We start from the raw sequence: 24,376 nt of genomic DNA on the forward strand, positions 1-24,376 counted from the left end.
CCCCACGCCCCACGCCCCACGACTTACGCCCGCCGCCCGCCGCCCGACGCCCTGACAGGAAACGGCCATGAGTGAGCTCGACCAACTACCCGACCAGGACACCGAGGAGACCGCCGAATGGCAGGCGTCACTCGACGCCGTCGTGCGGAACGCGGGGCCGGATCGAGCCGTGTACCTGCTGCGGCGGGTGCACGAGTTCGCGGCCCGGTCCGGCGTGTCCCTGCCCGGGCTCCTGTCCTCCGACTACATCAACACCGTCCCCGCGTCGGCCCAGCCGGCCTATCCCGGTGACCTCGCCATGGAGTCCAGGATCACCGCCCTGAACCGGTGGAACGCGGCGGCGATGGTGACCCGCGGCGCCCGGTTCGGGCTCGGCGGCCACATATCCACCTATGCCTCGGCGGCCTGGCTGTACGAGATCGGGTTCCACCACTTCTTCCAGGGCAAGGACGGCGGGGGAGGCTCGGGCGACCAGCTGTACTTCCAGGGGCATGCCTCGCCGGGCATCTACGCCCGTGTGTTCCTCGAAGGGCGCCTGAGCGAGGCGCAGTTGGACGGTTTCCGGCGGGAGGCCGACGGTCATGGACTGCCGTCCTACCCGCACCCCCGACGGCTGCCGTGGTTGTGGGAGTTCCCGACCGTGTCCATGGGGCTCGGCCCGCTCGCCGCCATCCACCAGGCCCGGTTCAACCGGTATCTGCACGCCCGTGGCATCAAGGACACCTCCGCATCGCGCGTGTGGGCCTTCCTCGGGGACGGCGAGACGGACGAGCCGGAATCGACGGCCGCGCTGGCGCTCGCCGCCCGGGAACAGCTCGACAACCTCACCTTCGTCGTCAACTGCAACCTCCAGCGCCTGGACGGGCCCGTGCGACCGAACTCCAAGATCGTGCAGGAACTGGAGGCCAGGTTCCGCGGAGCGGGCTGGAACGTGGTCAAGTCCCTCTGGGGCGAGGCCTGGGACCCCGTCCTGGGGCAGGACACCACCGGCGCCCTGGTCCACCGCCTCGGTGAGGTGCCCGACGCCCAGCTGCAGACGTACGCTGCCCGGGACGCCACGTACATCCGCGAACACTTCTTCACGGGCGACGCGCTCTCCGGTCTCGCCGCCGGGCTGAGCGACAGCCGGCTGACCGAACTGTTCGGCAGTTCCCGGGGCGGGCACGAACCGCTCAAGGTCTACGCCGCCTACCGGGCGGCCGTCGAGCACCGGGGCGCGCCGACGGTCGTCCTCGCCCAGACGGTGAAGGGGCACACGCTCGGCTCGGCCTTCGCGTCGCGCAACGCCAACCACCAGATGAAGAAGCTGACCATGAAGCAGTTCCGCGAGATGCGTGATCTGCTCGAACTCCCCATCCCCGACAGCGCGTTGAGCGGCGACCTGGTGCCGTACCGGCACCCGGGCGAGAACTCGGAGGAGGTGCGGTACCTGCGCGAGCGGCGGGCGGCGCTGGGCGGCCCCGTCCCGGTGCGCAGGGTGGTCGCGAAACCGCTGAGGCAGCCGCCGGCCCGCCCGTTCGAAGCCCTGGAGAGGGGCTTCGGCCATCAGGAGGTGGCCACCACCATGGCCCTGGTCCGCCTGGTCAAGGACCTGATGCGGGATGAGGAGACGGGACGGCGCTGGGTGCCGATCATCCCGGACGAGGCCCGCACGTTCGGCATGGAGTCCCTGTTCCCGACGGCCGGGATCTATTCGCCGGACGGCCAGACCTACGAACCGGTCGACGCTGAGCAGCTGCTGTACTACAGGGAAGCAAAGAACGGCCAGTTGATCGACGAAGGCATCACCGAAGCCGGTTCCATGGCCGAGTTCACCGCCGCGGCGACCTCGTACGCCACCCACGGTGAACCCATGATCCCGTTCTACATCTTCTACGCCATGTTCGGTTTCCAGCGCACCGGCGACCAGTTCTGGGCGCTCGCCGACCAGATGGGGCGCGGGTTCGTCATCGGGGCGACGGCGGGCCGTACCACGATGACGGGCGAGGGGCTTCAGCACGCCGACGGGCATTCCCATCTGCTGGCGTCCACGAATCCGGCCGCCGTGTCCTACGACCCGGCCTTCGCGTACGAGATCGCGGTGATCGTGCGGGAGGGGCTGCGCCGTATGTACGGCGACCGGCCCGAGGACGTCTTCTACTACCTCACGGTCTACAACGAACCCAAGGAGCAGCCGGCGATGCCCGCCGGGCCCGGGGTCGAGGAAGGCATCGTGCGGGGCTTCTACCTGTTCCGGCAGGCCGAGCCCGCCGGAACAGCACCACGGATCCAGCTGCTGGCCTCCGGTACGGCCATCCACTGGGCGCTGAACGCCCAGGAGTCGCTGCTGTCCCAGTGGGGCGTCCATGCCGACGTCTGGTCGGTGACGTCCTGGACGGAGCTGCGCCGCGACGCGCTGGACGCCGACCGGGCGCGGCTGCGGGGCGAGGAGCGCGTCCCCTATGTGACGGCGGCGCTGGCGGACGCGCCCGGGCCGGTCCTGGCGGTCAGCGACTGGATGCGGCAGGTGCCCGACCAGATCAGCCAGTGGGTCGGCCACGACTACTCGTCGCTGGGCACGGACGGCTTCGGGCTGTCGGACACCAGGGACGCCGTACGGCGCTACTTCCGGGTGGACGCCGAGTCGATCGTCGTCGCGGCCCTGGACAGTCTGGCACGTGCCGGCGCGATCGGTACGGAGACGGTCGTGCGGGCGCGCGACCGGTACGGCCGGCGCGAGCGAACGTCGTGACCTCGCCGTCGGTCGATTCTCCCGGATTGTGGTCGGCCTCCCGTGCGATGATGATTGCGGAACTGGAGAAGAACGGTTTCATCGCGCTGCCCGAACGGCCGGATCCTTCCGTCCTGGCTGTGCGCCTCGTACGGCCATGACATGTTCTGCCAGGTGGCGCCCCGCCCGCCGTACCATGGGCAAGCGCTTGCGAGAACGGGGTCGGAACTGAAGGCGGCACGCATGGGTAGCGGGGACGACACGGGCTCCCTCGACGAGGCGACGAACGTGTTCATGACCGCGCGTCCCCATCTCTTCGGCATCGCCTACCGAGTCCTCGGCAGCACCACGGAGGCCGAGGACGTGCTCCAGGAGGCGTGGCTGCGGTGGCAGGGCACCGACCGTGACGTCGTCCGCGAGCCGAAGGCGTTCCTCGCCACCGTCACCGCCCGTCTGGCGCTCAACGTGGCCCAGTCCGCCAGGGTGCGGCGCGAGTCGTACATCGGGCCCTGGCTGCCGGAGCCGGTCGACACGCGCGCGGATCCGCAGTTGGGCGCCGAGCGGGCCGAGGCGCTCGACACGGCGGTGCTCTTCCTGCTGGAGCGGCTCAACCCCGTGGAAAGGGCCGCTTACGTTCTGCGGGAGGCCTTCGACTACCCCTACCAGCAGATCGCGGACATGCTGGAGACCAGCGAGACCAATACGCGCCAGCTGGTCAGCCGCGCGCGCAAGCACATCTCGTCGGAGCGCCGCAAGCCCGTCGAGGCCACCGAGCACCGACGGCTGATGGAGGTGTTCCTCACCGCGGCACAGACCGGCGATCTGGCCGTGCTCGAAGGCATCCTCGCCGACGACGTGGTCAGCTACACCGACGGGAACGGGCTGCGTGGGGCATCCAGGATTCCGGTCGTCGGTCTGGTGCACGTCTCCAGGTACCTTGCCGCCTTCGCCCCGCGCTTCTGGCCGCAGAAGGAGATCCACTGGGTCGAGGCCAACGGCGGGCCGGCCGCCCTCGTCTCGGCCGGCGGGACGGCCGTGGTTCTGCTGACCCTCGACATCTCGGAACGCGGCATCGAGCGGGCCATGTGGGTCATGAATCCGGAAAAACTGGCACCCTACGTGGCGTCCCTGGACGGTGGCGCCACGTTCTCCTCCTGAACGCCGCCGTGCGCGTCACAAGAGCGACGGTGACCGTGACCGTGACCGGCAGGACGGCGACCCACGGGCGGGCCTCGGGGAGGGCACGCTCGGACGACGGAACCTCGACCGGGCGCTGAGCCTTATCGCGCGACAGGCCGCGCTCGATCCCACCGCGATATCCGTCGTGGCGGCCGTGGCGTTCGGCCGCAATCCGCAGAACGGCGGCTACGTCCTGCGCATCGACCTCGTCGTCGGCCGGCCGGGCGTCGCCCCCGGACGTCGCTGCCTCACTCCCGCACCGGGCCGACGCGTTGTGCCCGTACGCGAGGACGGCCTGGCGCGGCACGCCGACCACCGTCACGCCGGCCTTCCGGGGCCAAGACGGCCCCGAGGCGTCACAGATCGCGGGACTGTCCGGTCCTACTGGGTGACGACCCCAGCGATCGGAGTGGACCGTGGCTGTCACCGAACAACGTCTTGCCACCATGGTGCTGGTGATCGGCACCGGAGGCGCCGGCCTGCGAGCGGCGATCGAACTGGCCGAGGCCGGCATCGACGTCCTCGCCGTCGGCAAACGCCCCAAGGAGGACGCCCATACGGCACTGGCGGCCGGCGGCATCAACGCGGCACTGGCCACCATGGACCCCGAGGACAGCTGGCAGCAGCACGCCGCCGACACCCTCAAGGAGAGCTACCTCCTCGCCGATCCCCGCACCGTGGAGATCGTCGCCCAGGGCGCCGCCCGGGGCATCGACGATCTGGAGCGCTACGGCATGGCCTTCGCCAGGGAGGAGGACGGCCGGATCTCCCAGCGCTTCTTCGGCGCGCACAAGTTCCGCAGGACCGCCTTCGCCGGCGACTACACCGGTTTGGAGATCCAGCGCACCCTCATCCGGCGCGCGGAGCAACTGGACATCCCTGTCCTGGAAGGCGTGTACATCACCCGGCTGCTGGTGCACGAGGGCACCGTGTTCGGCGCGTACGGCTTCGACCTCACGAGCGGACGGCGCTACCTGATCCACGCCGACGCGGTCGTCCTGGCCGCCGGGGGCCACACGCGCATCTGGCGGCGTACCTCCTCGCGGCGCGACGAGAACACAGGGGACTCCTTCCGCCTGGCCGTGGAGGCCGGGGCCAGACTGCGCGACGCCGAGCTGGTGCAGTTCCACCCGTCCGGCATCATCGAACCGGAGAACGCCGCCGGCACCCTGGTCAGCGAGGCCGCCCGCGGCGAGGGCGGCATCCTGCGCAACGCGCTCGGGGAACGCTTCATGGCCCGCTACGACCCCGAGCGCATGGAGCTGTCCACCCGTGACCGCGTGGCCCTGGCCGCGTACACGGAGATCAGGGAAGGGCGCGGCACGCCCAAGGGCGGCGTGTGGCTCGACGTCTCCCACCTGCCCCGGCAGACGATCATGACGCGCCTGCCCCGCGTCTACCAGACCCTGCTGGACCTGCAGATGCTGGACATCACCCGCGATCCGATCGAGATCGCGCCCACCGCGCACTACTCGATGGGCGGTGTGTGGGTGCGCCCGGAGGACCACAGCACCGACGTCCGTGGCCTGTACGCCATCGGCGAGGCGTCGAGCGGGCTGCACGGCGCCAACCGCCTCGGCGGCAACAGCCTCATCGAGCTGTTGGTGTTCGGCCGCCTCACCGGTCAGGCGGCCGCCGCGTATGCGCAGTCCCTCAAGGCGCAGCCGCGGTCGGCGTCGGCCATCGCGGAGGCCCGCGCGGAGATCGACGAACTCCTCGCCGCCGACGGGGCCGAGAACGTCCGTGCCCTGCAACGCGCCATCCGCGACACCATGACCGAGCACGCGGGCGTCGTACGCGACGAGGACGGCCTGCGCGCCGGACTGGCGGAACTCGCGGTGATCGAGAAGCGCATGGAGGCCGTCGGCATCCACCCGGACATCGCGGGCTATCAGGACCTCGCACACGCCTTCGATCTCAAGTCGGCCGCGCTCGCGGCCCGGGCCACCCTCGAATCGGCCCTCGAGCGTCGCGAGACGCGCGGCTGCCACAACCGCAGCGACTACCCCGGCCTGGATTCCGCTCTGCAGGTGAATCTCGTGTGGTCCCCGACGACGGGCGTCACCCGCGAGAGCATTCCGGCCGTTTCCGACGAGATTTCCTCGCTGATGGAGGAAGTCTCGACCGCGGGCAAACTCGTCGAATAGGGGTTGTCACAAAAAGAGCCCGTGCCCGGTCTCTACTGGTACAGGCATCAGGGAAACCCGAAAGGAATTCCGTCATGAAGGTCGTAGTGATCGGTGGAACCGGGCTCATCGGCTCGAAGGTGGTCGCCAGGCTCGGCGAGCACGGGCACGAGGCGGTCGCGGCGGCGCCCAACACCGGCGTCAACACGTTGACGGGCGAGGGGCTGGCCGAAGTCCTGCAGGGCGCGTCGGTGGTGGTCGACGTGTCGAACTCGCCCTCGTTCGAGGACGAGGCCGTCATGGACTTCTTCCGCACATCGACGACCAATCTGCTGAAGGCGGAGACCGAGGCGGGCGTGGCGCATCACGTGGCACTGTCCGTGGTCGGCACCGAGCGCCTCCAGGGGAGCGGGTACTTCCGCGCCAAGCAGGCCCAGGAAGACCTGATCAGGGCGTCCGGCAACCCCTACTCCATCGTGCACGCCACCCAGTTCTTCGAGTTCGCGAAGGGACTCGCCGACGGGGTCACCGAGGGTGACACCGTGCATCTGCCCGACGCCAAGATCCAGCCCATCGTCTCCGACGACGTGGCCGCGGCCGTCGGCCGCACCGCGGTCGGGGACCCGGTGGGTGGCGTGGTCGAGGTCGCCGGTCCCGAAGCGTTCCAGCTCGAGGAGTTCATCCGCATGGGACTCACCGCCCAGAACGACCCCCGCAAGATCGTCACGGACCCGCAGGCGACGTACTGGGGCGCCGAGCTGCAGGAGAACACGCTTCTGCCGGGCGCCGACGCACACATCGCCGGCACGAGGTTCGCCGACTGGCTCGCACAGCAGAAGTAGGCATTGTTTCGGGTGGCCCATTCCTCCCGGACGGGCCACCCGAGCCTTTCAACGAACGGCTCACCGGATTCCGCCGCAAGCCCATCGACATGTGCGCGATCGTGGCGCTGTCCGCAGAAGCGGCAGAACTGCAGACCGGGCACCGGCGCGTCCTCGGGGGACCGCGAGTCGGTGAGCATTTAGGCCGACGTCGCCTCGCCTTCGAGCTGCATGGTGCGGATTTCCTTGCGGGAGGAGATGCCGAGCTTCGAGAACACCTTGCGGAGGTGCCATTCGACCGTGTGGGGGCTGATGAACAACTGGGCGCCGATCTCGGGGTTCGTGAGCCCGTCGCCGGCGAGACGAGCGATCTGCGCCTCCTGCGGAGTGAGGGCTTCATGCGTCGCGGCGGTGCGTTTACGAACCTTCGCTCCCGTGGCCTGCAGCTCGCGTCGCGCACGCTCCGCGAATGCCTCGGCCCCGATCTGGCTGAGCATCTCGTGGGCGGCGGCCAGGTGAGCACGGGCGTCTGCGCGGCGGTTCTCGCGGCGAAGCCACTCGCCGTAGAGAAGCTGGACGCGTGCGAGCTCCGTCCGGACCTCGGTGTTGCCGAGCCGCTCGATCGCCTCCCGGTACAGAGCGTCGGCGGCCTGCCCCTCGCTCACCAGCGCACGGACCCTGGCCGAGGTGCCAAGAGCCCAGTCGGTGCCGCTGGCCTGCGCCATGTCATGGATTGTCTGGACCGTCTCGGTTGTGTCTTCCGGTCTTCCGAGTCGTGCTGATGCCTCGATGAGCTCAACCATCGACTGGAGGTACAGGCCGAGTTCCTGTGGGTTCTCACAACCGCGCTTGGCGGCCGCATAGGCCTCCTCGTATCGGCCGAGGCCGTTGTAGAGCACCGCCGCCGCCCACTGCGTCGCGGTCACCACCTTGCCCTCCCCTCGCAGGAGGAGGTCTTGGGTGATTGCCTCGATCGCCTGCTGGGTCTCCGACTCTCGGCCCTTCCACGGCTCGACGACCAGCGCCCCGTAGTGCGCGAAGAATCTGCTGCCGGTCGCCTCGCCGATTGCGGTCGCCTCCACGACAAGGGAGTCGGCGCCGGCGAGGTTGCCTGCGAAGACCCGATTCGACAGGCGCAGCAGGAGAGCCGACGGCAGCACGGACAGAGTTCCCGTCTCGCGTGCCAGGTCGACCAACCCCGCCGAGAGCACGGACCAGCTCTCGAAGTCCCACGTGCTGTGAGCCAAGCGGCATGCGAGCGGGAGCCAGCCGAGACCCTCTTCCCTCGAGACCTCGTCGGTGCGGAATGCGGCCAGCGCCTCGAGCAGCATCGGCGTGCCTGCGGCGTAGCCCTCCGTGACCACCCGTGCAAGGCCCGCCAGAAGCAGATCGTCGCGTGTCGGCTCAGCGGGCCTCGGTGCCCTCAGTACGGCCTTCGCCACTGCGAGGACGCCGCCCTTCGGGAGCCGGCCGGCGGTGAGAGCCGCGTAGATCGCGTCGCGGTAGGTTTCGCGGGCGCGCCGTGCGTCAAGCGGTTCGAGTCGCTTGGCCGCCTCGAGCAGCAGCGGCAGACCTGCGCTGGCGCTCTTCGACGCAGACATGATCTGACCGCGCAGCAGTTTCGACTGTGCAGCTCCGAGCTCGTCGAGGGGACCCAGCTCCGCCGCGTCCGCCAGCGCCCGCGCCGCGTCGAACGCGCCGGCCTGATACTTGGCCTGCGCCGCCGCCAACGCCCTGGCTCCGCGGCGTGCGGGGTCCGGGGTCAGCTCGGCAGCCCGATCGAGGAAGGTCGCCGCCGCGGCGATTCCGCCACGCGCCTGCGCCCGGTCCGCCGAGCGCTCCAGCTCGGCGGCAACCGTCTCGTCAGGCCCGGCCGTCGCACGCGCCAGATGCCACGCCCGACGATCAGGATCGAGCCGGGCATCGGTCGCGTCTGCCAACGCTCTGTGCACCTCGCGACGGCCGTCCAGGCCCGCCGCGCGATACGCCGCCGAGCGCACCAGCGGGTGCCGGAAGCGCACCCAAGTGCCGAAAGTGATCAACCCCGATGCCTCGGCGTGCTCCACGGCGGCGTCCACGACGATCCCGAGCCGCTCGGCCGCACGCCTCAACAGCGTCACGTCGCCGACGGCTCGGCGGCGGCGGTGAACAGCAGGCGTTGCGTCTCGGCCGGGAGGGACCGGACGCGGCGGAGGAAGCCCTGCTCGATCTGGCTCGACAACGGCCGCGCGTCGGGACGCACGAAGCCGTCGGTCAGGTCCATCGGGGCCAACCCGCGAGGCAGCTCGAGCAGGGCCAGCGGGTTGCCGCGCGTCTCGGCGACGATGCGGTCGCGCACCCGCTGGTCGAGGGGCCCGGTGACGACCGAGTCGAGGAGTGTTCGGGAGTCGCTCTCGGTCAGGCCCGTCACGGGCAGATCGGGTAGATCGGGTAGATCGGGCGGGCCGGCAACTGGCTCGCCGGCGGTCGGCTCGCGGACGGCGAAGACGAGCACGACCGACTCCGCGAGCAGCCGACGGGCAACGAACTCCAAAGTCTGCGCCGACACGCGATCCAGCCACTGCGCGTCGTCGACGAGGCAGACCAGCGGTTGGTCACCGCCGGCAGCCGCGAGGAGGCTCAGCGTGGCCAGGCCCACGAGGAACCGGTCTGGTGCATCACCACCACGCAGCCCGAACGCCGTGCAGAGTGCGTCGCGTTGAGGCTCGGGAAGACTGTTGATGCCGCCCAGCAGGGGGGTGCAGAGCTGATGCAGGCCGGCATAGGAGAGCTCCATCTCGGACTGGACGCCTGCAGCCCTGACGATGCGACATCCGGCGGCGTGCTCGAAGACGTAGTTCAACAGCTCGGTCTTCCCGATGCCCGCCTCACCGCGCAGGACCAGGACCCCACTTCGCCCCGACCTGGCGTCTGCCAAGAGGCCGTCCAGGACCCGGCACTCGTTTCGCCGCCCGAGGAGTCCGGCGAGTGGACCGCGGCTCGTCATGGCAGCCTCCGTGGTCAGGATGGACCGGCGTTCGTACGTACGTCTCCGGATCGCTGCGGCCGGATTCGTGGGCGGTCAGTGCCCCGGTGGCGGGTGCGTCGGTGGGTGCGGTCGGTGGCCGGCTGCGTTCGGCGTCGCTGTCGCCGTCGGCACCCGAATGGCCATGGCCTGCTTGACCAGCGGCAGAGTGAAGCATAGGGGCTGGTTGCAGATACCGCATCCTTGGGCATTGGTCACCCTTGGTGGCGATATAGACGCATAACGGCACCCTTCGACGTCAGCGAAACGGCCCCGACCTGCCGCCTTTCAAGCGACTGACCTACGGAGCAGAGGAGCCGGTCGTGGACGGACCGGGCAGCCGCGGTATGGGGGACACGAGGCTGCAGCGAGCCTGTGTCACAAGATCCGGGAGTTCCCGGTCTTGAGGGGTAAGCCGACGCCCCTGCCGTGTGCGGGGCCGTGCGAGTGAGAGGGAGGATGTCGTATGGACCAGGGCGATGCGGTGCCGATCGCCGAGTTGTGGGAGGAACGTCGGTTCCTGCTCGACGTCGCCCGCTGGATGCTGGGCGACCCGGGTGCGGCGGAAAGCGTCGTCGACGAGGCGTATCACCGGTGGTACGGGCTGTCCGATGCGGCGCGCCGACAGGTCACCGTTCCCCGGTCCTGGCTGGCGAAGACCGTGGGCGGGATCTGCCTGGGCCGGCTCGCACTGCCCGGCTGGGGCGCGGTCGGCCACGGAGAAGGGCACGGGGCACGGCCGTCGGAGGTGGAGGCCGGCCGGGTCGTGCTGAACGCGCTGGAGTCGCTGTCGACGGCCGAGCGCGCGGCGTTCGTGTTCCGCGCTTTCGGGATGGCCCCCGGCACGGTCGCCGACATCGTGGGCCGCTCGGAGCCCGAGCTCGCCGAGCTCGCCGACCGGGCCAGGAAGTGGCTGCGGCTGCAGCGGACCCGCTCCACGACACCGCAGCAGCATGACGCCGTCGCGCGCGCCGTGCGCCGGGCGTGCGTCACCGAGGACGGCGAGCTGCTCACGTCGTTGCTGTGCTCGGACGTCACGGCGTTCTTCGACGGTGGCGGCAAGGTACGGGCTCTGACCGGACCGGTCCACGGCAGCCGACCGGTCGCCGACAGTGTGCTGACGCTCCTGGCCCGCCGTCCGCGTACCACCCTGGCCACCCATTCCGTCAACGGCCGGACCGGCCTCGTCGCCCGCTACGGCCGCCAGGTCGCCGCCGTCATCAGCCTCGACGTCGCGAACGACCGCGTCGCCCAGGTCTGGGTCATGCTCAACCCCGACAAACTGCGGTCCTGGAACCAGTCCCGTGCCGACGGCGGCGCCGACTCGGACGAGAGCCCGGGACAGTGAAGGGGACGTCACGCCGCCGCCGTTCACACACCGTCCGGCACGGCGCCGGGCGACGTCGTCACATGGGAACGCGCATCGAGAAAGGCGGCGATCCTGCTCGGAGCGAAGAGCCAGAGCACCTGGTGAACGCCTTACTCCGAGACGGTCGCGGCCATGAAAGCGAGGGTTCGGCCGTCCCGGTGGACCACTACGCCCGTAGAGCCGTCGGCATCGACCAGTTCGGGCACCGCCTCCCGCCGGAACTGCCGATAAGTTCGTCTCAGCGGCCCGGACGGGAGACCTGGCGTCACTGGATGGCGGCCCAGCAGGCGACGACGAGCACGGGCTGACGATCTTCCGCACATTGACGAGGCTGAGCTGGAGCATGTCGGCGATCTAGGCGTAGGCGCAGTCGAACGCCTCGCGCAGCACATAGGCGGCGCGCTCGACGGGAGTCAGTCTCTCCAGCACCGGCAGCAGCGCCGACTCCACTGCCTCCGCGTGCTGCGCGCCGACACACAGCATCGAGGCCACCGCCGAGGGGCTTCAGGAGGAACCTGCCCGGCTACAGATCCAGAAGCGGGCGCTGGAAAGGGAGTTGGCCGCGGGCGTGGCTCATCTCGGGTCGGTCGGGCGTGCCTTCGCCGCCGAGCCGATCATGGCGCACTTCTCCAAGGTCGCTGACGTCGACGTACGCGCCCGTGATGTCGCGGCGGCGCTCGACCGTGACGCCGACAGCGGAAGCGTCAACGCGGTCCGCAGCACACCCGATCGCCTCGTCGCCTGCTCCCGCATCCAGCGCGCCGGCAGGGGCCTGCATCGCACATGGCGTTCTCAGGACCTGTCCGGCGGCGCACGCCGGTCAACGCAACGAGCCCAGGATCACCACGACGCACGCGATCATCGCCAGAGTGATCAGCGCCATCGCGACAAGTGTTCCCCGCAGCCATTGCCGGATCCGAACGTGGTGTTGCGCTTCCATCGCCTCGACGCGCTCGGCGATGTGGTCGGTCACCATGTGGGCGACGTGTTTCTGCTCGTCGACGTACCACTGCCCGATGTCCCGCTTCTGCTCGGGGGTGAGCCCCTCCACGCGCGCGGTGAGGTCCGCCACGCGGCGGCGCGTCGCTCCCATATGAGCCTCCTGATACAGGAAGCCCTCGATGTCGGTCAGGCCGCGGGCGGCCTCCTCACGTGCGGCCATGGCGTACCCCCGATGGAAACGAGAACTCCACATGGTCATGCCGTGCTGCCTTCCTTCGTACGGCCGGCACCCGGGTCCTGCGTCCGCCCACTCGTGACGAAGGCGTCCCGCGGGCGCTGCACGGAGGCGAGAGACACGAGATCCCGGCCTGTGAGAGCCGCCGTGAGCCAGACCGCCAGAACGCGGATCTTGCGCTCCCAGCTGGGCACCGCCAGCACGTGATAGCCCCGGTGCATCAGCCATGCCGGGAATCCCTTGATGACGATGCCCTTGTACTGGAAGACGCCCCGCCCAAGGCCCAGCGTCGCCACCACGCCCAGGCTGCTGTGGCGGTAGTTCCGGACCCGCTTCCCGCGCAGGTCGGCCACGAGGTTCTTGGCGAGGCGCCGACCCTGCCGTACGGCGTGCTGGGCGTTCGGTACCGTGCGTGCGCCCGGCACCGGCGAGGCCAGGTCGGGAATGGACGCGTCGTCCCCGGCCGCCCACACGTTCGACACCGGCTCGCTGTCCGTGCCCACGCGCAGATCGGGGCGGACCAGGAGCAGGCCGCGCTCGTCGACCGGCAGGTCCGTGTGGTTGTGCACGACCGGGTTCGAGGCGTTGCCGGCGGCCCAGACGATCAGCGTGGAGTCGTACTCCTCTCCGTCGGAGAGGAGTACGTGGCCGTCCTCGGCGGACAGCAGTTGCGTGTTCAGGTGGACATGTGCGCCGCGACGTTCCAGGTGACGCACCACCCAGGCACCCGGTTTGTCGCTCACCTCGGGCAGGATGCGGCCCCGGGCCTCGACCAGATGGAAGGACAATTCGTCCATGCTCAGCTCCGGATACGACCTGAGCATGGCGGTCGCCAGCGACAGCAGCTCGCCGAAGCCCTCGACGCCGGAGAACCCGCCTCCCACGAACGTGACGGTGAGCAGCTTTCGCCGCTCGGGGCCGGGCGGCAGCGACGCGGCCTGGTCGAACGCGGTCATCAGCCGGTCACGGATCGCCACGGCCTCCTCCACGTGCTTGAGGCCGATGGCCCGCTGCGCCAGTCCGGGGATGGGGAAGGTGCGGGTCACGGCGCCCGCGGTGACCACGAGGATGTCGTAGCGCAGCTCGTAGGCGTCTCCGCGCACCGGGCGGACGGTCACTGTACGGTCCGCGTCACGGATCTCGGTCACGGTCCCCGCGATCAGCCGGGTACGACTCAGATGCCGCCGCAGTGAGACGACCGCGTGACGCGCCTCCACCGAACCGGCCGCCACCTCCGGCAGGAAGGGCTGATAAGTCATGTACGGGCGCGGGTCGACGACCGTGACCCGCGCCTCGCCCGGACGCAGCTTCTTCTGCAGGCCCCATGCGGTGTAGAAGCCCGCGTAGCCGCCGCCGACGATCAGAATCTCTCGCATGATTCCCTCTGCTTTGTTGTCCGTCACCAGATAGACCGCGCAGGCCGCGCGGATGTGACACGCAAGGCGACTCAGGCAGTGAATTCGGATGCCTGCTTCGCGTTGTCGCCTGTCGCCGTTTCGCCCACGGCCACGGCGTTCACCGCCTTGTGGATCTCGATGGTGAGCGTGTGCACGAGTTCCGTCAGTTCCGTGTTGTGACGCAGTTCGAGTTCCTGTGCCTCGTAGTCGTGGTCGGCCTTCTTGCGGGTGAACTCGGCCTGTCGGTTCTGGCCGATCATCACGAACGTGGACAGGAAGATGGCCTCGAGCGAGACGATCAGCGTGAGCGTCTGCCACGGGCTCTTCTCCACCCCGACCATCCATGCTGCGAACAGGACCATGTGGATGTAGACGAACCACATCGATCCGGCGAACCGGGTGATCCAGTCGGCGATCCGCAACTGAACGTCCTCGGCACGCTCCTTCTGCACCGCGAGGTAGGCAGGGTGCTTGCGCGCCGGGGACGGGGTCTGCGACCTCGTCCGGCGCCGGTGCGTCCGGCTCGGAAGACCTCTATCGACGCGACTCACCGGGGTTCCTCAGGATGTGTCGGACGGCTGCGTCCATGTCCAGGTGGCGTCCCTCGGTACCGGCGGGCACCATCGCCAGGGTTCTCCGCAGGAAGGCCTCCAGGGCTCGCGCCGAGGCGGTCACGACGACCGCCCCCTGCTTCGGACACGGGCACAGCGCGATGTGCACCCTGCCCGTCCACGGGCGCACGGAAGGCCAGACCTGGATGTCGCCGACGCCGACGAGCTTCTCCAGACCGTCCAGGAGGAGATCGCGGCCGACCACCCAGCGCACGGTGGCGTCAGTGCACATGTGGAACGTCAGGGACACCGCGTAGGGATCGGCTCTGCCGTAGGACAGATCAAGCATCACGGGCCGGTCCACTCCTTCGGGGACGACCAGGCGGACAAGCATCCGGCACACCACCAGAGTGAAACTGTCGGGTTCTCTCATCACATCACCGCTCGGCAAACCGGTGGGATCAAGGGGGCTCGGAGGGCACACGGTGTGTTGCGTCGTGCGCCCGCCAGTGTGATTCAGGGACATCACGATTCTGCGAGGCCCCCGTGGGTTCGCACCATCAGTCAAATGACCCGCGAGTCGCCGCCGCAGTCACGTTACTGATGTTCGTCCTCGCGGGCCGGGTGCACGGTGAGCCCCAGCTTTCCCGCCGTGCAGCGGGAAGGACGGCACAACGTACGGAGTACCCATGTCACTCGGCTCGCGCGTCGAACGGCTGCCCCGAACCCCTGCGGGACGCCTGCCCTCACGATGGCCGCAGCACCGTCCCACACCGGCACCACGCAGGGCCGTGCCCGAACCGTCGAGTGACAGGGTGCGGTTGGAGGCGGATGGGAGTCCCCCGGAGGTGGTGGGCCGTGCGCGGCAGCTCCAGGAGATCAAGGCGCTGCTCGGGCCGGGAACGGCCGCGGGCCGTGCCCTGCTGCTCTCCGGGGAGCCGGGTGTGGGCAAGAGCGTGCTGCTCGGTGAGGTCGCCAGGGCGATGTCCGGCGTGGGCGCCCAAATTCTGTCGGCCGTCGGCGTCCGGTTCGAGGCCGAACTCGCCTACGCCGGTCTTCACCAGTTGCTGTTGCCGCTGAACGACCGGTTCGAGCACCTGGGAGACACACATCGGAAGGCTCTGCTCGGTGCGCTGGGTTACGGCGGCGATCCGGTGCCCGACGGGCTTCATGTCTGCGACGCGGTGCTCTTCCTGCTGCGCCGAGCGGCAACCGAACGCACCGTGTTCATCGTCGTGGACGACCTCGCCTGGCTCGACCGGGCCAGTTCGGCGGTGCTGGGCTTCGTCGCCCGTCGGCTGTCGGGAAGCCGTATAGGATTTCTCGCCGCCTCCAGATCGGGAGCCGAGACCCCTTTCGATCGGGCCGGGCTCGCCGAGTACGAGCTGCCGCCGCTGAGTCACGACGCGGCCACGGAACTGCTCAGAGCCCGCTTTCCGGAGCTGGCCGCACCTGTACGGGACCGCGTCCTGGCGCAGGCGCAGGGCAATCCGCTGGCGCTCGTGGAGCTGCCCGCCGCGCTGAGCGACCCGCAGCGCGGCGCGTTGGCCGATCTGCCTGACGTACTGCCCCTCTCCCCACGTGTTCGGCGCCTCCACGTTCCGCGCGTGGCCGGCCTTCCGGCCGAATCGCGCCGGATCCTGCTGCTCCTCGCCCTCGACGACACCGGGGATTCCGGTGTCCTGCGGGCCGGATCGGAGGAGCTGAAGGTTCTTACGGCGCTGGCGGCGGAATCGGACCGCCTGATCACCGTCGACGGCACGAACCGCCGGGTCGCCTTCCGGCATCCGCTGATGAGGGCCGCGGTTGTCGAGACCAGCACCCTGACCGAGCGCTGCCAGGCTCATCGCGCGCTCGCCGAGATCCGCGCGGAGTCACCCGAGCGGCGGGCCTGGCACCTGGGCCGGGCAACTCTCGTTCCCGACGAGCGTATTGCCGCCCTGCTGGAGGAGGCCGGGCATCGCGCCGCCCGACGAGGTGACGCCACGGCAGCGGTCGCCACCTTCACCAGGGCCGCCGAGCTGAGCCCCCGTCCCGTGGACCGAGGACGCAGGCTGACCTGGGCCGCCTACCTCGCTGCCGAGGCGACCGGCGAGCTGCGCGCGGCGTCGGAGCTCCTCGACCGCGCCCGGCGCGCGGACCCGGATCGCACCGGGTCTCCGCTCACCGCCGCCACGGCGTCGCTCCTCCTGCTCAACGGCGGTGACGGCGACGTCGACATGGCTCACCGCCTCCTGGTGGAGGCCGTCGGGACCGGCATCCACGGACACGACGCAGAGGACGACGCAGAGGACGACGCCCTCATCGAGGCACTGCACATCCTGCAGCTGGTGTGCTGGTCCGGTGGTCGCGATGCCCTGTGGGAACCCTTCCACGCCGCCCTCGACCGTCTGAAGCCGGCTGCTCCGCCCCTGCTCTCCGCCTGCGGCAAGACACTGGCGGACCCGGCCCGCACCGGCTTGGCCGGCCGCCAGGAACTCGACTCGATCCTCGCCGGCATCCGCAACGAGGGGGACCCGGGGCAGATCGTCCGCGTCGGTGCGGCCGCCGTCCACTCCGACCGGCCCGCAGAGCTACGGGACGTCTCCTGGCGTGTGGTCAGGCGGGGACGCCGGGGCGGCCATGTCCGCCGGCACATCGACGCGCTCATGCACCTGTGCCTGCAGGACTTCCCGACCGGCCGGTGGGACGAGGCCGAAACGCTGGCCGACGAGGGGCTGAGGGTCTGCGAGGAACGCCAATACCCGTTCTTCTCCTGGTATTTCGAGTACCACCAGGCCCTGCTCGCCGCCGTCCACGGGCACTTCGAAGAGAGCCGGAGCCTGTCCGACCGGATCACGCAGTGGGCCGTGCCTCGCGGGGTCCTGGGGGCGGTGGCCTTCGCCGACCACGCCCGCGTCCTCGCCGAACTCGGTGCGGGCGACTACGAATGTGCGTACCGCCACGCCGTGGCGATCAGTCCCGCCGGCCGACTGGCGTCCCACGCTCCGCAGGCCCTGTCGGTCTGCATGGACCTCGTGGAGGCGGCAGTGCACACCCGGCGCGCCGCTGAGGCGGAGGCGCACGTGCAGGCGATGCGGGAGGCCGGTGTCGCGGCGCTCTCCCCTCGGCTGGCGCTGCTGGTGGCGGGCTCGGCCGCGCTCGTCGCACCCGATGACGGCGCGGTCGGACGTTTCGAACAGGCCTTGTCCGTCCCGGGAGCGCAGCACTGGCCCTTCGATCTGGCTCGGATACGGCTGGCTTACGGGGAGCGTCTGCGGCGCATGCGCTTCGTCTCGGAGGCCCGAGCCCAACTGGACGCGGCGAACCAGGTGTTCGAGCGCCTGGGCGCCCAGCCGTGGGCCGACCGGGCCGCGGGTGAACTCCGCGCCACCCGTCGGTCCCGGACCGCAGCGAAGCACGGCTCCGCGACGCTGACCGCACAGGAACAGGAGATCGCCACACTCGCGGCTTCCGGAATGACCAACAAGCAGATCGGCGAACGTCTCCACCTTTCGCCCCGAACCGTGGGTTCGCACCTCTACCAGCTGTTCCCGAAACTCGGAATCGCCTCACGCGCGGCAATCAGGGACGCGCTCGCGTCTCTTCCCCCGAGTGCGGCGTTCTAGGTTCCAGGGCTACGACGAGGTGAAGGACCGTTCTGCCCGGGGTTGCTGCAGCGGCAGTGCGGTGAGGGCCTCGCCGAGGGTGACACGGGAGGTGATGCCGAGCTTCGGGAAGATCCGGTGCAGGTGGGCCGCCACGGTTCGGTGGGAGAGAAACAGACGTTCGCCGATCTGCTTGTTGGTCATTCCGGAGGCGGCGAGTGTGGCGATCCGGAGTTCCTGCTCCGTGAGCGGCATGGTCCCCACGTCCTGGTGCGCCCAGGAGGCGGTACGGCCGGTGGCCCGCAGCTCCTCGGCCGCCCGGGCGGCCCAGGGGGCGGCCCCGAGACAGCGGAAGGTCTTGAGAGCGGCGGCGAGGTGCACCCGGGCGTCCTTGACGGCGCGTGCGCGGCGCAGGTGCTGCCCGTAGGCCAGCCGGACCCGGGCGAGGTCGAAGGGCCAGCGCTCGGCACCGGGAACGGCGAGCGCTTCCTCGAAGAAGCCCGCGGCCCGGTCCTCGGGGGCGGCGATCGCGGCCGAACCGGCGGTGACCAGTGCCAGGCGGCCGGAGATGCCGGGCAGGCCCGTCTGCCGCATCGCGGCGACATGGGCGAGTGCCTCGGCTCGCCGTCCGCTGCGGACGGCGGCTTCCACGAGGTCCATGGGAACCCACAGAGCCAGCGGGGCATGGGGGGCCAGCACTCCTGAAGGACTGATCGCCGATGCGTCGAGGTAGGCCTCCTCGTGGTCACCGCGTCCCAGAGCGGCCAGTGCCGTCATGTGCCGCGCGAAGTGCTCGATGGTCCGGGCGCCGCGGGGTACCGCCCACTGCGTGACCCCCTGCGCCAGTCGCCGCACCGTGCCGTCGTCGCCCCGAGCCGCGGCGAGCAGACCCTGGGCCCGGTGGAACTGCTGGGCCAGCAGCTGATAACCGTGCGCTTCGCAGAGCGCCAGCCCCTCCGCGGCGAGACGGCCGCACTCGTCCCACCGACCTGTCATGAAGTCGTCCAGGCACAGCACCACCAGCGCGATGAGAGCCGAGGTGACCGCGCCGCCTTCGCGCCCGTCGTCGACGACGGGCCAGAGAGCCGCACGACACCCTGTCGCCCGGTCCACGAAGAGCGCCGCCATCGCGATCCGTTCGATCCGGCTCGGGTCTGTTTCCCGGTGCAGGTCGTGGATCACCGCATCGAGCAGGCCGAGGGATGTCGCGGAGGAGCGTGCCGGGTCGGCGTAGACCTCGCCGAGCAGTTCCTGGAGGGGAGGCATCGGCACGGTCAGCTGGGACATGGCTGCGTGATACGCGCCCCAGAGCTCGGCTCTGCCCGCGCACAGACACACCCTGCGCAGGGTGCACAGCGCCTCGAAGAGCGCCTCGTCGTCGCCGTCGGACCTGCCGTCGCGGGTCGTGATCGCACCGACGAGCAGCCGATGCGCGGTGTTGACGTCACCGTCGCGGTTGAGCAGCACCTGGGAGGCCGCGGCCGCCGCCCGCAGGGATCCCCTGAGGCCGGGGTCGGCGCGCCGGGCCTCCACGAGCAGTTCCGCCGCCGTGCGCAGCTCTCCGGCGACGTCCGCGCCCACGAAGGCGGCTTCGGCCAGCCGTCTGCCGCGTTCCGCGGGGCCGGGAGTGAGGTCGGCGGCCCGTACCAGCGCGTTGAAGGCGCCGACGGCGTCGCCGCGTCGGCGGACCCGGTGGGCGGTGTGCTCCAGGAGTGCCGCGACCCGCTCGTCCGGATCGGGTGTGGCCTCGGCCAGGTGCCACGCCCGGCGATCGGGCTGATCGGCCAGCGCCTCCGCCAGCGCGTGGTGGGCGTCCAGGCGCTGACCGCTGGTCGAGCCCGACACGATCGTCGCGCGGATCAGCGGATGGCGGAAGGACAGCCGCCCCAGTCCTCGGTGCTCGACCCGCAGCAGCTGTGCCCGCTCCGCGGGGGCGAGAAGGGACGGCACGTCCTCGCCGGGGGCGGCGGCCCGCAGGACCGGCAGGTCGCCGCTGTCCTCCAGCGCGGCCAGAAGCAGCAGCCGACGGGTGGGCGCCGGCATCTCCGCGACCCGGGAGGCATACAGGTCCTGCAGCCGACGGCTGAGCGGGAGCACCTCGGACAGCACCACGCCCGCGCTGCCTCGCGAGTCGTCGAGTGCGGCCGGCAGTTCCAGCAGGGCCAGCGGATTGCCCTGGGCCTGCGCGAGGACACGCCGCAGCTCCCGTCCGGCGAGCAGCGGGAACCGGGTGCCGACCAGACCGGCCGCGGCTCTGTCGTCCAGCGCAGACACGGTGAGCTCGGGAAGCCCCGCGCGTTCGAAGAAGCTCTCGAACCCCGGCCGTGAGGCGGCGAGGAGGCCTACACGGCTCCCGGTCAGCCGCCGGGCGACGAACGCGAGCGCCGCGGCGCTGGCCCGATCGACCCATTGCAGGTCGTCGACGACGAGCAGAACCGGACGGGTGCTCGCGGCCCGCCGGAGCAGCGCCAGTACGGCCCCGTAGACGACCAGCCGATCCACTGGGGCGCCGTCACCCGCGCCAAGCGCGACGGTCAGGGCCTCGCGGTGCGCCGGGTCGAGCCCGTCGCACTCGTGCAGCAACGGTTCGAGTACGTGGTTCAGTCCGGAGAAGCCCAGATCCCCGAGGAACTCGACCCCGGCGGAGCGCAGCACAAGCGCACCGGCCGCCGTCGCCGCCTTCGCCGCGGCATCCAGGAGAACGGACTTGCCGACGCCCGGCTCCCCGGACAGCAGCAGCACCCCACCGCCGCCGAGCACCTGGTCGACGTACGACCGGAGCAGCTCCAGCTCCCGGTCGCGTCCTACCAGCCCCTCGGCCGTGCTGAGCGGCACGGACCCATCACCGGCCACAGTGGCCCCCTTCGAGAACTGATGTGACGGATTCCGTCTCCGGGCCGTGGTTCAGTCGGCGGAAGGCCGAGGGGCGCGCAGGTGGGCCCGCTCCTCCAGCTCCTTCTCGTCGACCAGCACGGTCATCGCCGACGAGCCCTCCGGCACGAAGGGCGGCCTGACGTCCGCGAGCATCCTGGGGCCGGTCCCTTCCTGGTCCCCGTGCTCGCCGTGCCCGCCCATTGATTCCATCTCCGACATCGTGTGACACCTCCGTCGATCCGACGTGCTTCACGGGAGAAAGACCGGGCACGGTCCGCATGTGTGACACGGCGGGCGGAGGACATTCAGGACGCAGTCGAATGACTCAAGCAACTCGCCGCCGGATCACCGAAGCTGAAGCTGTCCCGGACGGACGGCGAATCGTCGCCTTCGGGTGCCGAAGCCGCCATGCCCGGTGTTCCGGACTGGTGATGAGCCGGCACTTCCCCGCTTTCACACCGCATCACAACGTTAGGAATCACACCATGTCTCTTCCTCTCGTCGGCCTGCAGCGATCAGGCGGACACACGCGTCGGCGCGCGCCCCGCTGGTTCGACGGCGTGAGCGGTGCCGCGTGAACGAACAGAACGGCGGTCTGACCGTCGGCGTCGATCTCGGCGGCACGAAGATCGCCGCAGGGACGGTCGACCCCGCCGGAGAGGTCGTCTCCCGTGTGCGCATCCCCACCCCGCACGACCCGGACCGGATCGCCGAGGCGGTCGCCGAGGCGGTCCAGCGGGTCCGCAGGGGCCGGGACGGCGTCCGGGCGGTCGGCGTCGGAGCCGCCGGGTACGTGGACGCGGATCGCTCGACGGTGCGCTTCGCGCCCAACCTGGGCTGGCACGACAAGGCGATCCGGGACATCGTCCAGGAGGCCACCGGACTTCCGGTCGTCGTCGAGAACGACGCGAACGCCGCCGCATGGGGCGAGTTCATCCACGGAGCCGGTGCCGGGCACGACGACATGCTGATGGTCATGGCGGGCACCGGCCTGGGCGGAGGCGTCATCAGCCGAGGCCGGCTCTTCCGAGGCCGCTTCGGCATGGCCGGCGAGATCGGCCACTACCGGGCGGTCCCCGACGGGCTGCCGTGCCCCTGCGGCCAGCACGGCTGCATGGAGCAGTACGCCAGCGGAGCGGCCCACACGCGCCGCGCCCGCGAGATGGCGGCCGCCGATCCGGCACGGGCCGAAGTGGTGCTCGCACTGGGTGACGGCACCCCCTCCGGCATCGAGGGGCACCATGTCACCAAGGCCGCCCTCAGCGGCGATCCCTTCTCCCTCGAGGTGTTCGCGCGGTCGGGCCGCTGGCTGGGCCAGGTCCTCGCCGACCTCGCGTCCATCCTCGACCCGTCCGTCCTCGTCATCGGCGGCGGCCTCGGCGACACCGGCGAGCTGATCAGGCGTCCGGCCGAGATGTCCTACCGTCGGGCCCTCGGCGGCGGCGAGCACCGGGTCTACGCCGAGGTCCGCACCGCCACGGTCGGATCGGACGCCGGCCTCGTCGGCGCGGCCAACCTCGCCCGCCTTCACGAACTGCTCTCATCCCCCGCGGTCAGTCCCTGACCGTCGGCGCGCTCGCCGACAGGCACGAAGAGCGGTGCCGGGGCGCCAGTGCAGTCGTCATCCCCTTCCACGTCCTCTACGACCGGTGCGCCCGCCTGGCCGGGAGCCCCCGCCCCCACGTCCGCGCACCCGGTCCTGTGAAGGAGTCCTTGTCCATGACCACGAACGCCTCCTCCAGGGGGCCGGCCCACTCACGGGCCGCGTTCCGCCCGACCGGCCTCCGGCGCATCACCTCCATCTCGGCGGCCGCGTCGATCGGCGGCTTCCTGTTCGGTTACGACAGCGCCGTCATCAACGGTGCCGTAACCGGAATCCAGCACCGATTCGATGTCACCTCCAGCGAGACGGGCACGATCGTCGCCTCCGCCCTGCTCGGTTCCGCTTTCGGAGCGGCCGTCGCCGGGCGTCTCGCCGACCGCCTCGGCCGTCCGCGCGTGATGCACCTCGCCGCCGCCCTCTTCGCGATCAGCGCGCTCGGGTCGTCCATGCCCTTCTCCGCCTGGGACCTGGGAGCCTGGCGCGTCGTCGGCGGTATGGCGATCGGACTCGCCTCGCTGATCGGGCCCACCTACATCGCCGAGGTCGCGCCGCCCGACCACCGCGGTCGGCTGGCCTCGTTCCAACAGGCGGCCATCGTGCTCGGCATCACCGCCTCCCAGCTCGTCAACTGGGGCATCGCTCAAGGGGCCGGCGGCAAGAGCGAAAACGCGCTGGGTGCTCTGCACGCCTGGCAGTGGATGCTCATGGCCGCAGTCATACCGGCGCTCGCCTATCTGTTCCTCACCCTGCGCATCCCGGAGTCGCCGCACTTCCTCGTCGCCACGGGCCGCGAGGTCCAGGCGCTCGCCGTGCTGCGCGACCTGCAGGGCACGTACGCCGGCGCCGAGGACCGGATCGCCGAGATCCAGCACGCGCTGAAGACCGACCACAAGCCGCGGGCACGCGATCTGCTCGACGGCCGCTTCGGGCTGCTGCCGATCATGTGGGTCGGCATCGGGCTGGCCGTCTTCCAGCAACTCGTCGGCATCAACGTCATCTTCTACTACTCGTCGCTGCTGTGGCAGTCGGTGGGCATCGACCAGGCCAGCTCCCTGCTGATCAGCCTGTCCACGTCGATCGTCAACATCGTCGGAACCGTCGTGGCGATGCTTCTGATCGACCGGGTCGGCCGCAAACCGCTCGCGCTGACCGGCTCGGCCGGCATGGCCGTGTCGTTGGCCGTCGCCGCCTGGGCGTTCTCGTACAAGACGGGCAGTGGCAGCGGTCTGTCCATTCCGGACACGCAGGGCACCGTGGCGCTGGTCGCCGCCCACGCCTTCGTCTTCTTCTTCGCGGTCTCCTGGGGTGTGGTGCTCTGGGTGATGGTCGGCGAGATGTTCCCGCTGCGGATCCGCGCCGCCGCGATGTCGGTGGCGACCGCCGCCAACTGGATCGCCAACTGGGCCGTCACCGAGAGCTTCCCCCGCATGTCGGACTGGAACCTGTCGTCCACCTACGCCGTCTACGCGGGCTTCGCCGTGCTCTCCTTCGTCTTCGTCGCCGTCCGGGTGCGCGAGACCAACGGCAGGAAGCTGGAGGAGATGGGATGACAGCGCCGCGCACCCCTCGGCTGAACAACCGTGCCCTGCCCGTCCGTTCGGCGGCTGGCTGGTGGCCGGCCGCGTCCTGCCGAGGCGCCGACATCGAGACCTTCTTCCCGCCTCCGGGCGACCTCGCGGCCGTCCAACGGGCGCTGATGACGTGCGATCAGTGCCCGGTGCGGATTCCGTGTCGCCGGTACGCGCTCGACCACCGGGAACGGCACGGGATCTGGGGCGGTCTGACCGAGGAGACACGCGAGACGCTCCTCCGCATGGGGCCGCCGCCGGCTGCGCACCCCCGGTCGCACGAACCCACCGAACTCGTTGTTGAACCGAGGACGTGATCAGCCCCTGCGAACCGACGCGATTTAAGTCGTTTCACCGATGGTGCACGGGCGACGAGGGTGTAATGGGCCGAGGCTAGGATGTCGTGCGAC

At 70.4% G+C, this 24,376-nt stretch carries 16 protein-coding genes and 2 pseudogenes; 10 read left to right on the forward strand and 8 right to left on the reverse strand.

Going from position 1 to position 24,376, the window contains the following annotated elements:
* The first annotated feature begins 67 nt into the window (after positions 1-67).
* From aceE to OG562_RS38440, 4 genes are all read left to right on the forward strand, one after another.
* Positions 68-2,731, forward strand: coding sequence for a pyruvate dehydrogenase (acetyl-transferring), homodimeric type (gene aceE, locus OG562_RS38425; protein ID WP_266406247.1), 2,664 nt, complete (start codon positions 68-70; stop codon positions 2,729-2,731).
* Positions 2,732-2,953: 222 nt separating this feature from the next.
* Positions 2,954-3,868 (forward strand): RNA polymerase sigma-70 factor, encoded by a 915-nt coding sequence (locus OG562_RS38430; RefSeq protein ID WP_266406249.1) that lies wholly within the window; start codon positions 2,954-2,956, stop codon positions 3,866-3,868.
* Positions 3,869-4,335: 467 nt separating this feature from the next.
* On the forward strand, positions 4,336-6,036 hold the full coding sequence (locus OG562_RS38435) for an L-aspartate oxidase (protein ID WP_266409753.1): 1,701 nt from the start codon (positions 4,336-4,338) through the stop codon (positions 6,034-6,036).
* A 74-nt stretch (positions 6,037-6,110) separates the two neighbouring features.
* Positions 6,111-6,857, forward strand: coding sequence for an SDR family oxidoreductase (locus OG562_RS38440; RefSeq protein WP_266406251.1), 747 nt, complete (start codon positions 6,111-6,113; stop codon positions 6,855-6,857).
* A 179-nt stretch (positions 6,858-7,036) separates the two neighbouring features.
* Here OG562_RS38440 and OG562_RS38445 read toward each other — a convergent pair.
* A pseudogene (locus tag OG562_RS38445) lies at positions 7,037-9,822 on the reverse strand (AAA family ATPase).
* Between the two features lie 484 nt (positions 9,823-10,306).
* Here OG562_RS38445 and OG562_RS38450 point away from each other — a divergent pair.
* Positions 10,307-11,188, forward strand: a complete 882-nt coding sequence (locus tag OG562_RS38450) for an RNA polymerase subunit sigma (RefSeq protein WP_266406252.1) — start codon at positions 10,307-10,309, stop codon at positions 11,186-11,188.
* Positions 11,189-11,563: 375 nt separating this feature from the next.
* Here the strand turns inward: OG562_RS38450 and OG562_RS46085 are convergent, their stop codons facing one another.
* A complete protein-coding gene (locus tag OG562_RS46085; protein WP_323187602.1) occupies positions 11,564-11,692 on the reverse strand; it encodes a hypothetical protein in 129 nt (42 codons plus the stop codon).
* On the opposite strand from OG562_RS46085, the pseudogene OG562_RS38460 reads away from it, so the two are divergent.
* Positions 11,691-11,990, forward strand: a pseudogene (locus OG562_RS38460) (hypothetical protein); the annotation flags it as partial. The gene OG562_RS46085 and the pseudogene OG562_RS38460 sit on opposite strands and share 2 nt — an antisense overlap.
* Before the next feature lie 39 nt (positions 11,991-12,029).
* Here the strand turns inward: OG562_RS38460 and OG562_RS38465 are convergent.
* The 4 genes from OG562_RS38465 to OG562_RS38480 form a co-directional block, all read right to left on the reverse strand.
* A complete protein-coding gene (locus tag OG562_RS38465; RefSeq protein WP_266406254.1) occupies positions 12,030-12,371 on the reverse strand; it encodes a hypothetical protein in 342 nt (113 codons plus the stop codon).
* Positions 12,372-12,406: 35 nt separating this feature from the next.
* Complete coding sequence (locus OG562_RS38470; RefSeq protein WP_266406255.1) at positions 12,407-13,762, reverse strand: NAD(P)/FAD-dependent oxidoreductase; 1,356 nt, start codon at positions 13,760-13,762, stop codon at positions 12,407-12,409.
* Between the two features lie 71 nt (positions 13,763-13,833).
* Positions 13,834-14,235 (reverse strand): DUF1003 domain-containing protein, encoded by a 402-nt coding sequence (locus OG562_RS38475; RefSeq protein WP_266406257.1) that lies wholly within the window; start codon positions 14,233-14,235, stop codon positions 13,834-13,836.
* Between the two features lie 82 nt (positions 14,236-14,317).
* Positions 14,318-14,767 carry an SsgA family sporulation/cell division regulator gene (locus OG562_RS38480; RefSeq protein WP_266406258.1) on the reverse strand — a complete coding sequence of 150 codons (450 nt, stop codon included), beginning with the start codon at positions 14,765-14,767 and terminating at the stop codon, positions 14,318-14,320.
* Between the two features lie 415 nt (positions 14,768-15,182).
* Here OG562_RS38480 and OG562_RS38485 point away from each other — a divergent pair, with 415 nt between their 5' ends.
* Entirely contained in the window at positions 15,183-17,942 is a 2,760-nt protein-coding gene (locus OG562_RS38485) for a LuxR family transcriptional regulator (RefSeq protein WP_266406260.1), read from the forward strand.
* Positions 17,943-17,951: 9 nt separating this feature from the next.
* On the opposite strand, the gene OG562_RS38490 is transcribed toward OG562_RS38485, so the two are convergent.
* Complete coding sequence (locus OG562_RS38490; protein ID WP_266406262.1) at positions 17,952-20,756, reverse strand: LuxR family transcriptional regulator; 2,805 nt, start codon at positions 20,754-20,756, stop codon at positions 17,952-17,954.
* A gap of 69 nt (positions 20,757-20,825) precedes the next feature.
* Positions 20,826-21,005 carry a hypothetical protein gene (locus OG562_RS38495; RefSeq protein WP_266406263.1) on the reverse strand — a complete coding sequence of 60 codons (180 nt, stop codon included), beginning with the start codon at positions 21,003-21,005 and terminating at the stop codon, positions 20,826-20,828.
* A gap of 364 nt (positions 21,006-21,369) precedes the next feature.
* Here OG562_RS38495 and OG562_RS38500 point away from each other — a divergent pair, with 364 nt between their 5' ends.
* From OG562_RS38500 to OG562_RS38510, 3 genes are all read left to right on the forward strand, one after another.
* Complete coding sequence (locus OG562_RS38500; RefSeq protein WP_266406265.1) at positions 21,370-22,359, forward strand: ROK family glucokinase; 990 nt, start codon at positions 21,370-21,372, stop codon at positions 22,357-22,359.
* A 155-nt stretch (positions 22,360-22,514) separates the two neighbouring features.
* A complete protein-coding gene (locus tag OG562_RS38505) occupies positions 22,515-23,948 on the forward strand; it encodes a sugar porter family MFS transporter (protein ID WP_266406267.1) in 1,434 nt (477 codons plus the stop codon).
* On the forward strand, positions 23,945-24,283 hold the full coding sequence (locus OG562_RS38510; protein ID WP_266406269.1) for a WhiB family transcriptional regulator: 339 nt from the start codon (positions 23,945-23,947) through the stop codon (positions 24,281-24,283). Before OG562_RS38505 ends, OG562_RS38510 begins: the two co-directional genes overlap by 4 nt.
* The last annotated feature ends 93 nt before the right edge of the window (positions 24,284-24,376 follow it).

It is taken from the genome of Streptomyces sp. NBC_01275 (genome assembly GCF_026340655.1).
Classification (GTDB): Bacteria; Actinomycetota; Actinomycetes; order Streptomycetales; family Streptomycetaceae; genus Streptomyces.

Bases quoted from the DNA above. Each gene is read 5' to 3' on its own strand.
- aceE (WP_266406247.1), top strand. From the start codon at position 68: ATGAGTGAGCTCGACCAACTACCCGACCAGGACACCGAGGAGACCGCC.
- OG562_RS38430 (WP_266406249.1), top strand. From the start codon at position 2,954: ATGGGTAGCGGGGACGACACGGGCTCCCTCGACGAGGCGACGAACGTG.
- OG562_RS38435 (WP_266409753.1), top strand. From the start codon at position 4,336: ATGGTGCTGGTGATCGGCACCGGAGGCGCCGGCCTGCGAGCGGCGATC.
- OG562_RS38440 (WP_266406251.1), top strand. From the start codon at position 6,111: ATGAAGGTCGTAGTGATCGGTGGAACCGGGCTCATCGGCTCGAAGGTG.
- OG562_RS38450 (WP_266406252.1), top strand. From the start codon at position 10,307: ATGGACCAGGGCGATGCGGTGCCGATCGCCGAGTTGTGGGAGGAACGT.
- OG562_RS46085 (WP_323187602.1), bottom strand. From the start codon at position 11,692: ATGCTGTGTGTCGGCGCGCAGCACGCGGAGGCAGTGGAGTCGGCGCTG.
- OG562_RS38465 (WP_266406254.1), bottom strand. From the start codon at position 12,371: ATGGCCGCACGTGAGGAGGCCGCCCGCGGCCTGACCGACATCGAGGGC.
- OG562_RS38470 (WP_266406255.1), bottom strand. From the start codon at position 13,762: ATGCGAGAGATTCTGATCGTCGGCGGCGGCTACGCGGGCTTCTACACC.
- OG562_RS38480 (WP_266406258.1), bottom strand. From the start codon at position 14,767: ATGAGAGAACCCGACAGTTTCACTCTGGTGGTGTGCCGGATGCTTGTC.
- OG562_RS38495 (WP_266406263.1), bottom strand. From the start codon at position 21,005: ATGGAATCAATGGGCGGGCACGGCGAGCACGGGGACCAGGAAGGGACC.
- OG562_RS38505 (WP_266406267.1), top strand. From the start codon at position 22,515: ATGACCACGAACGCCTCCTCCAGGGGGCCGGCCCACTCACGGGCCGCG.
- OG562_RS38510 (WP_266406269.1), top strand. From the start codon at position 23,945: ATGACAGCGCCGCGCACCCCTCGGCTGAACAACCGTGCCCTGCCCGTC.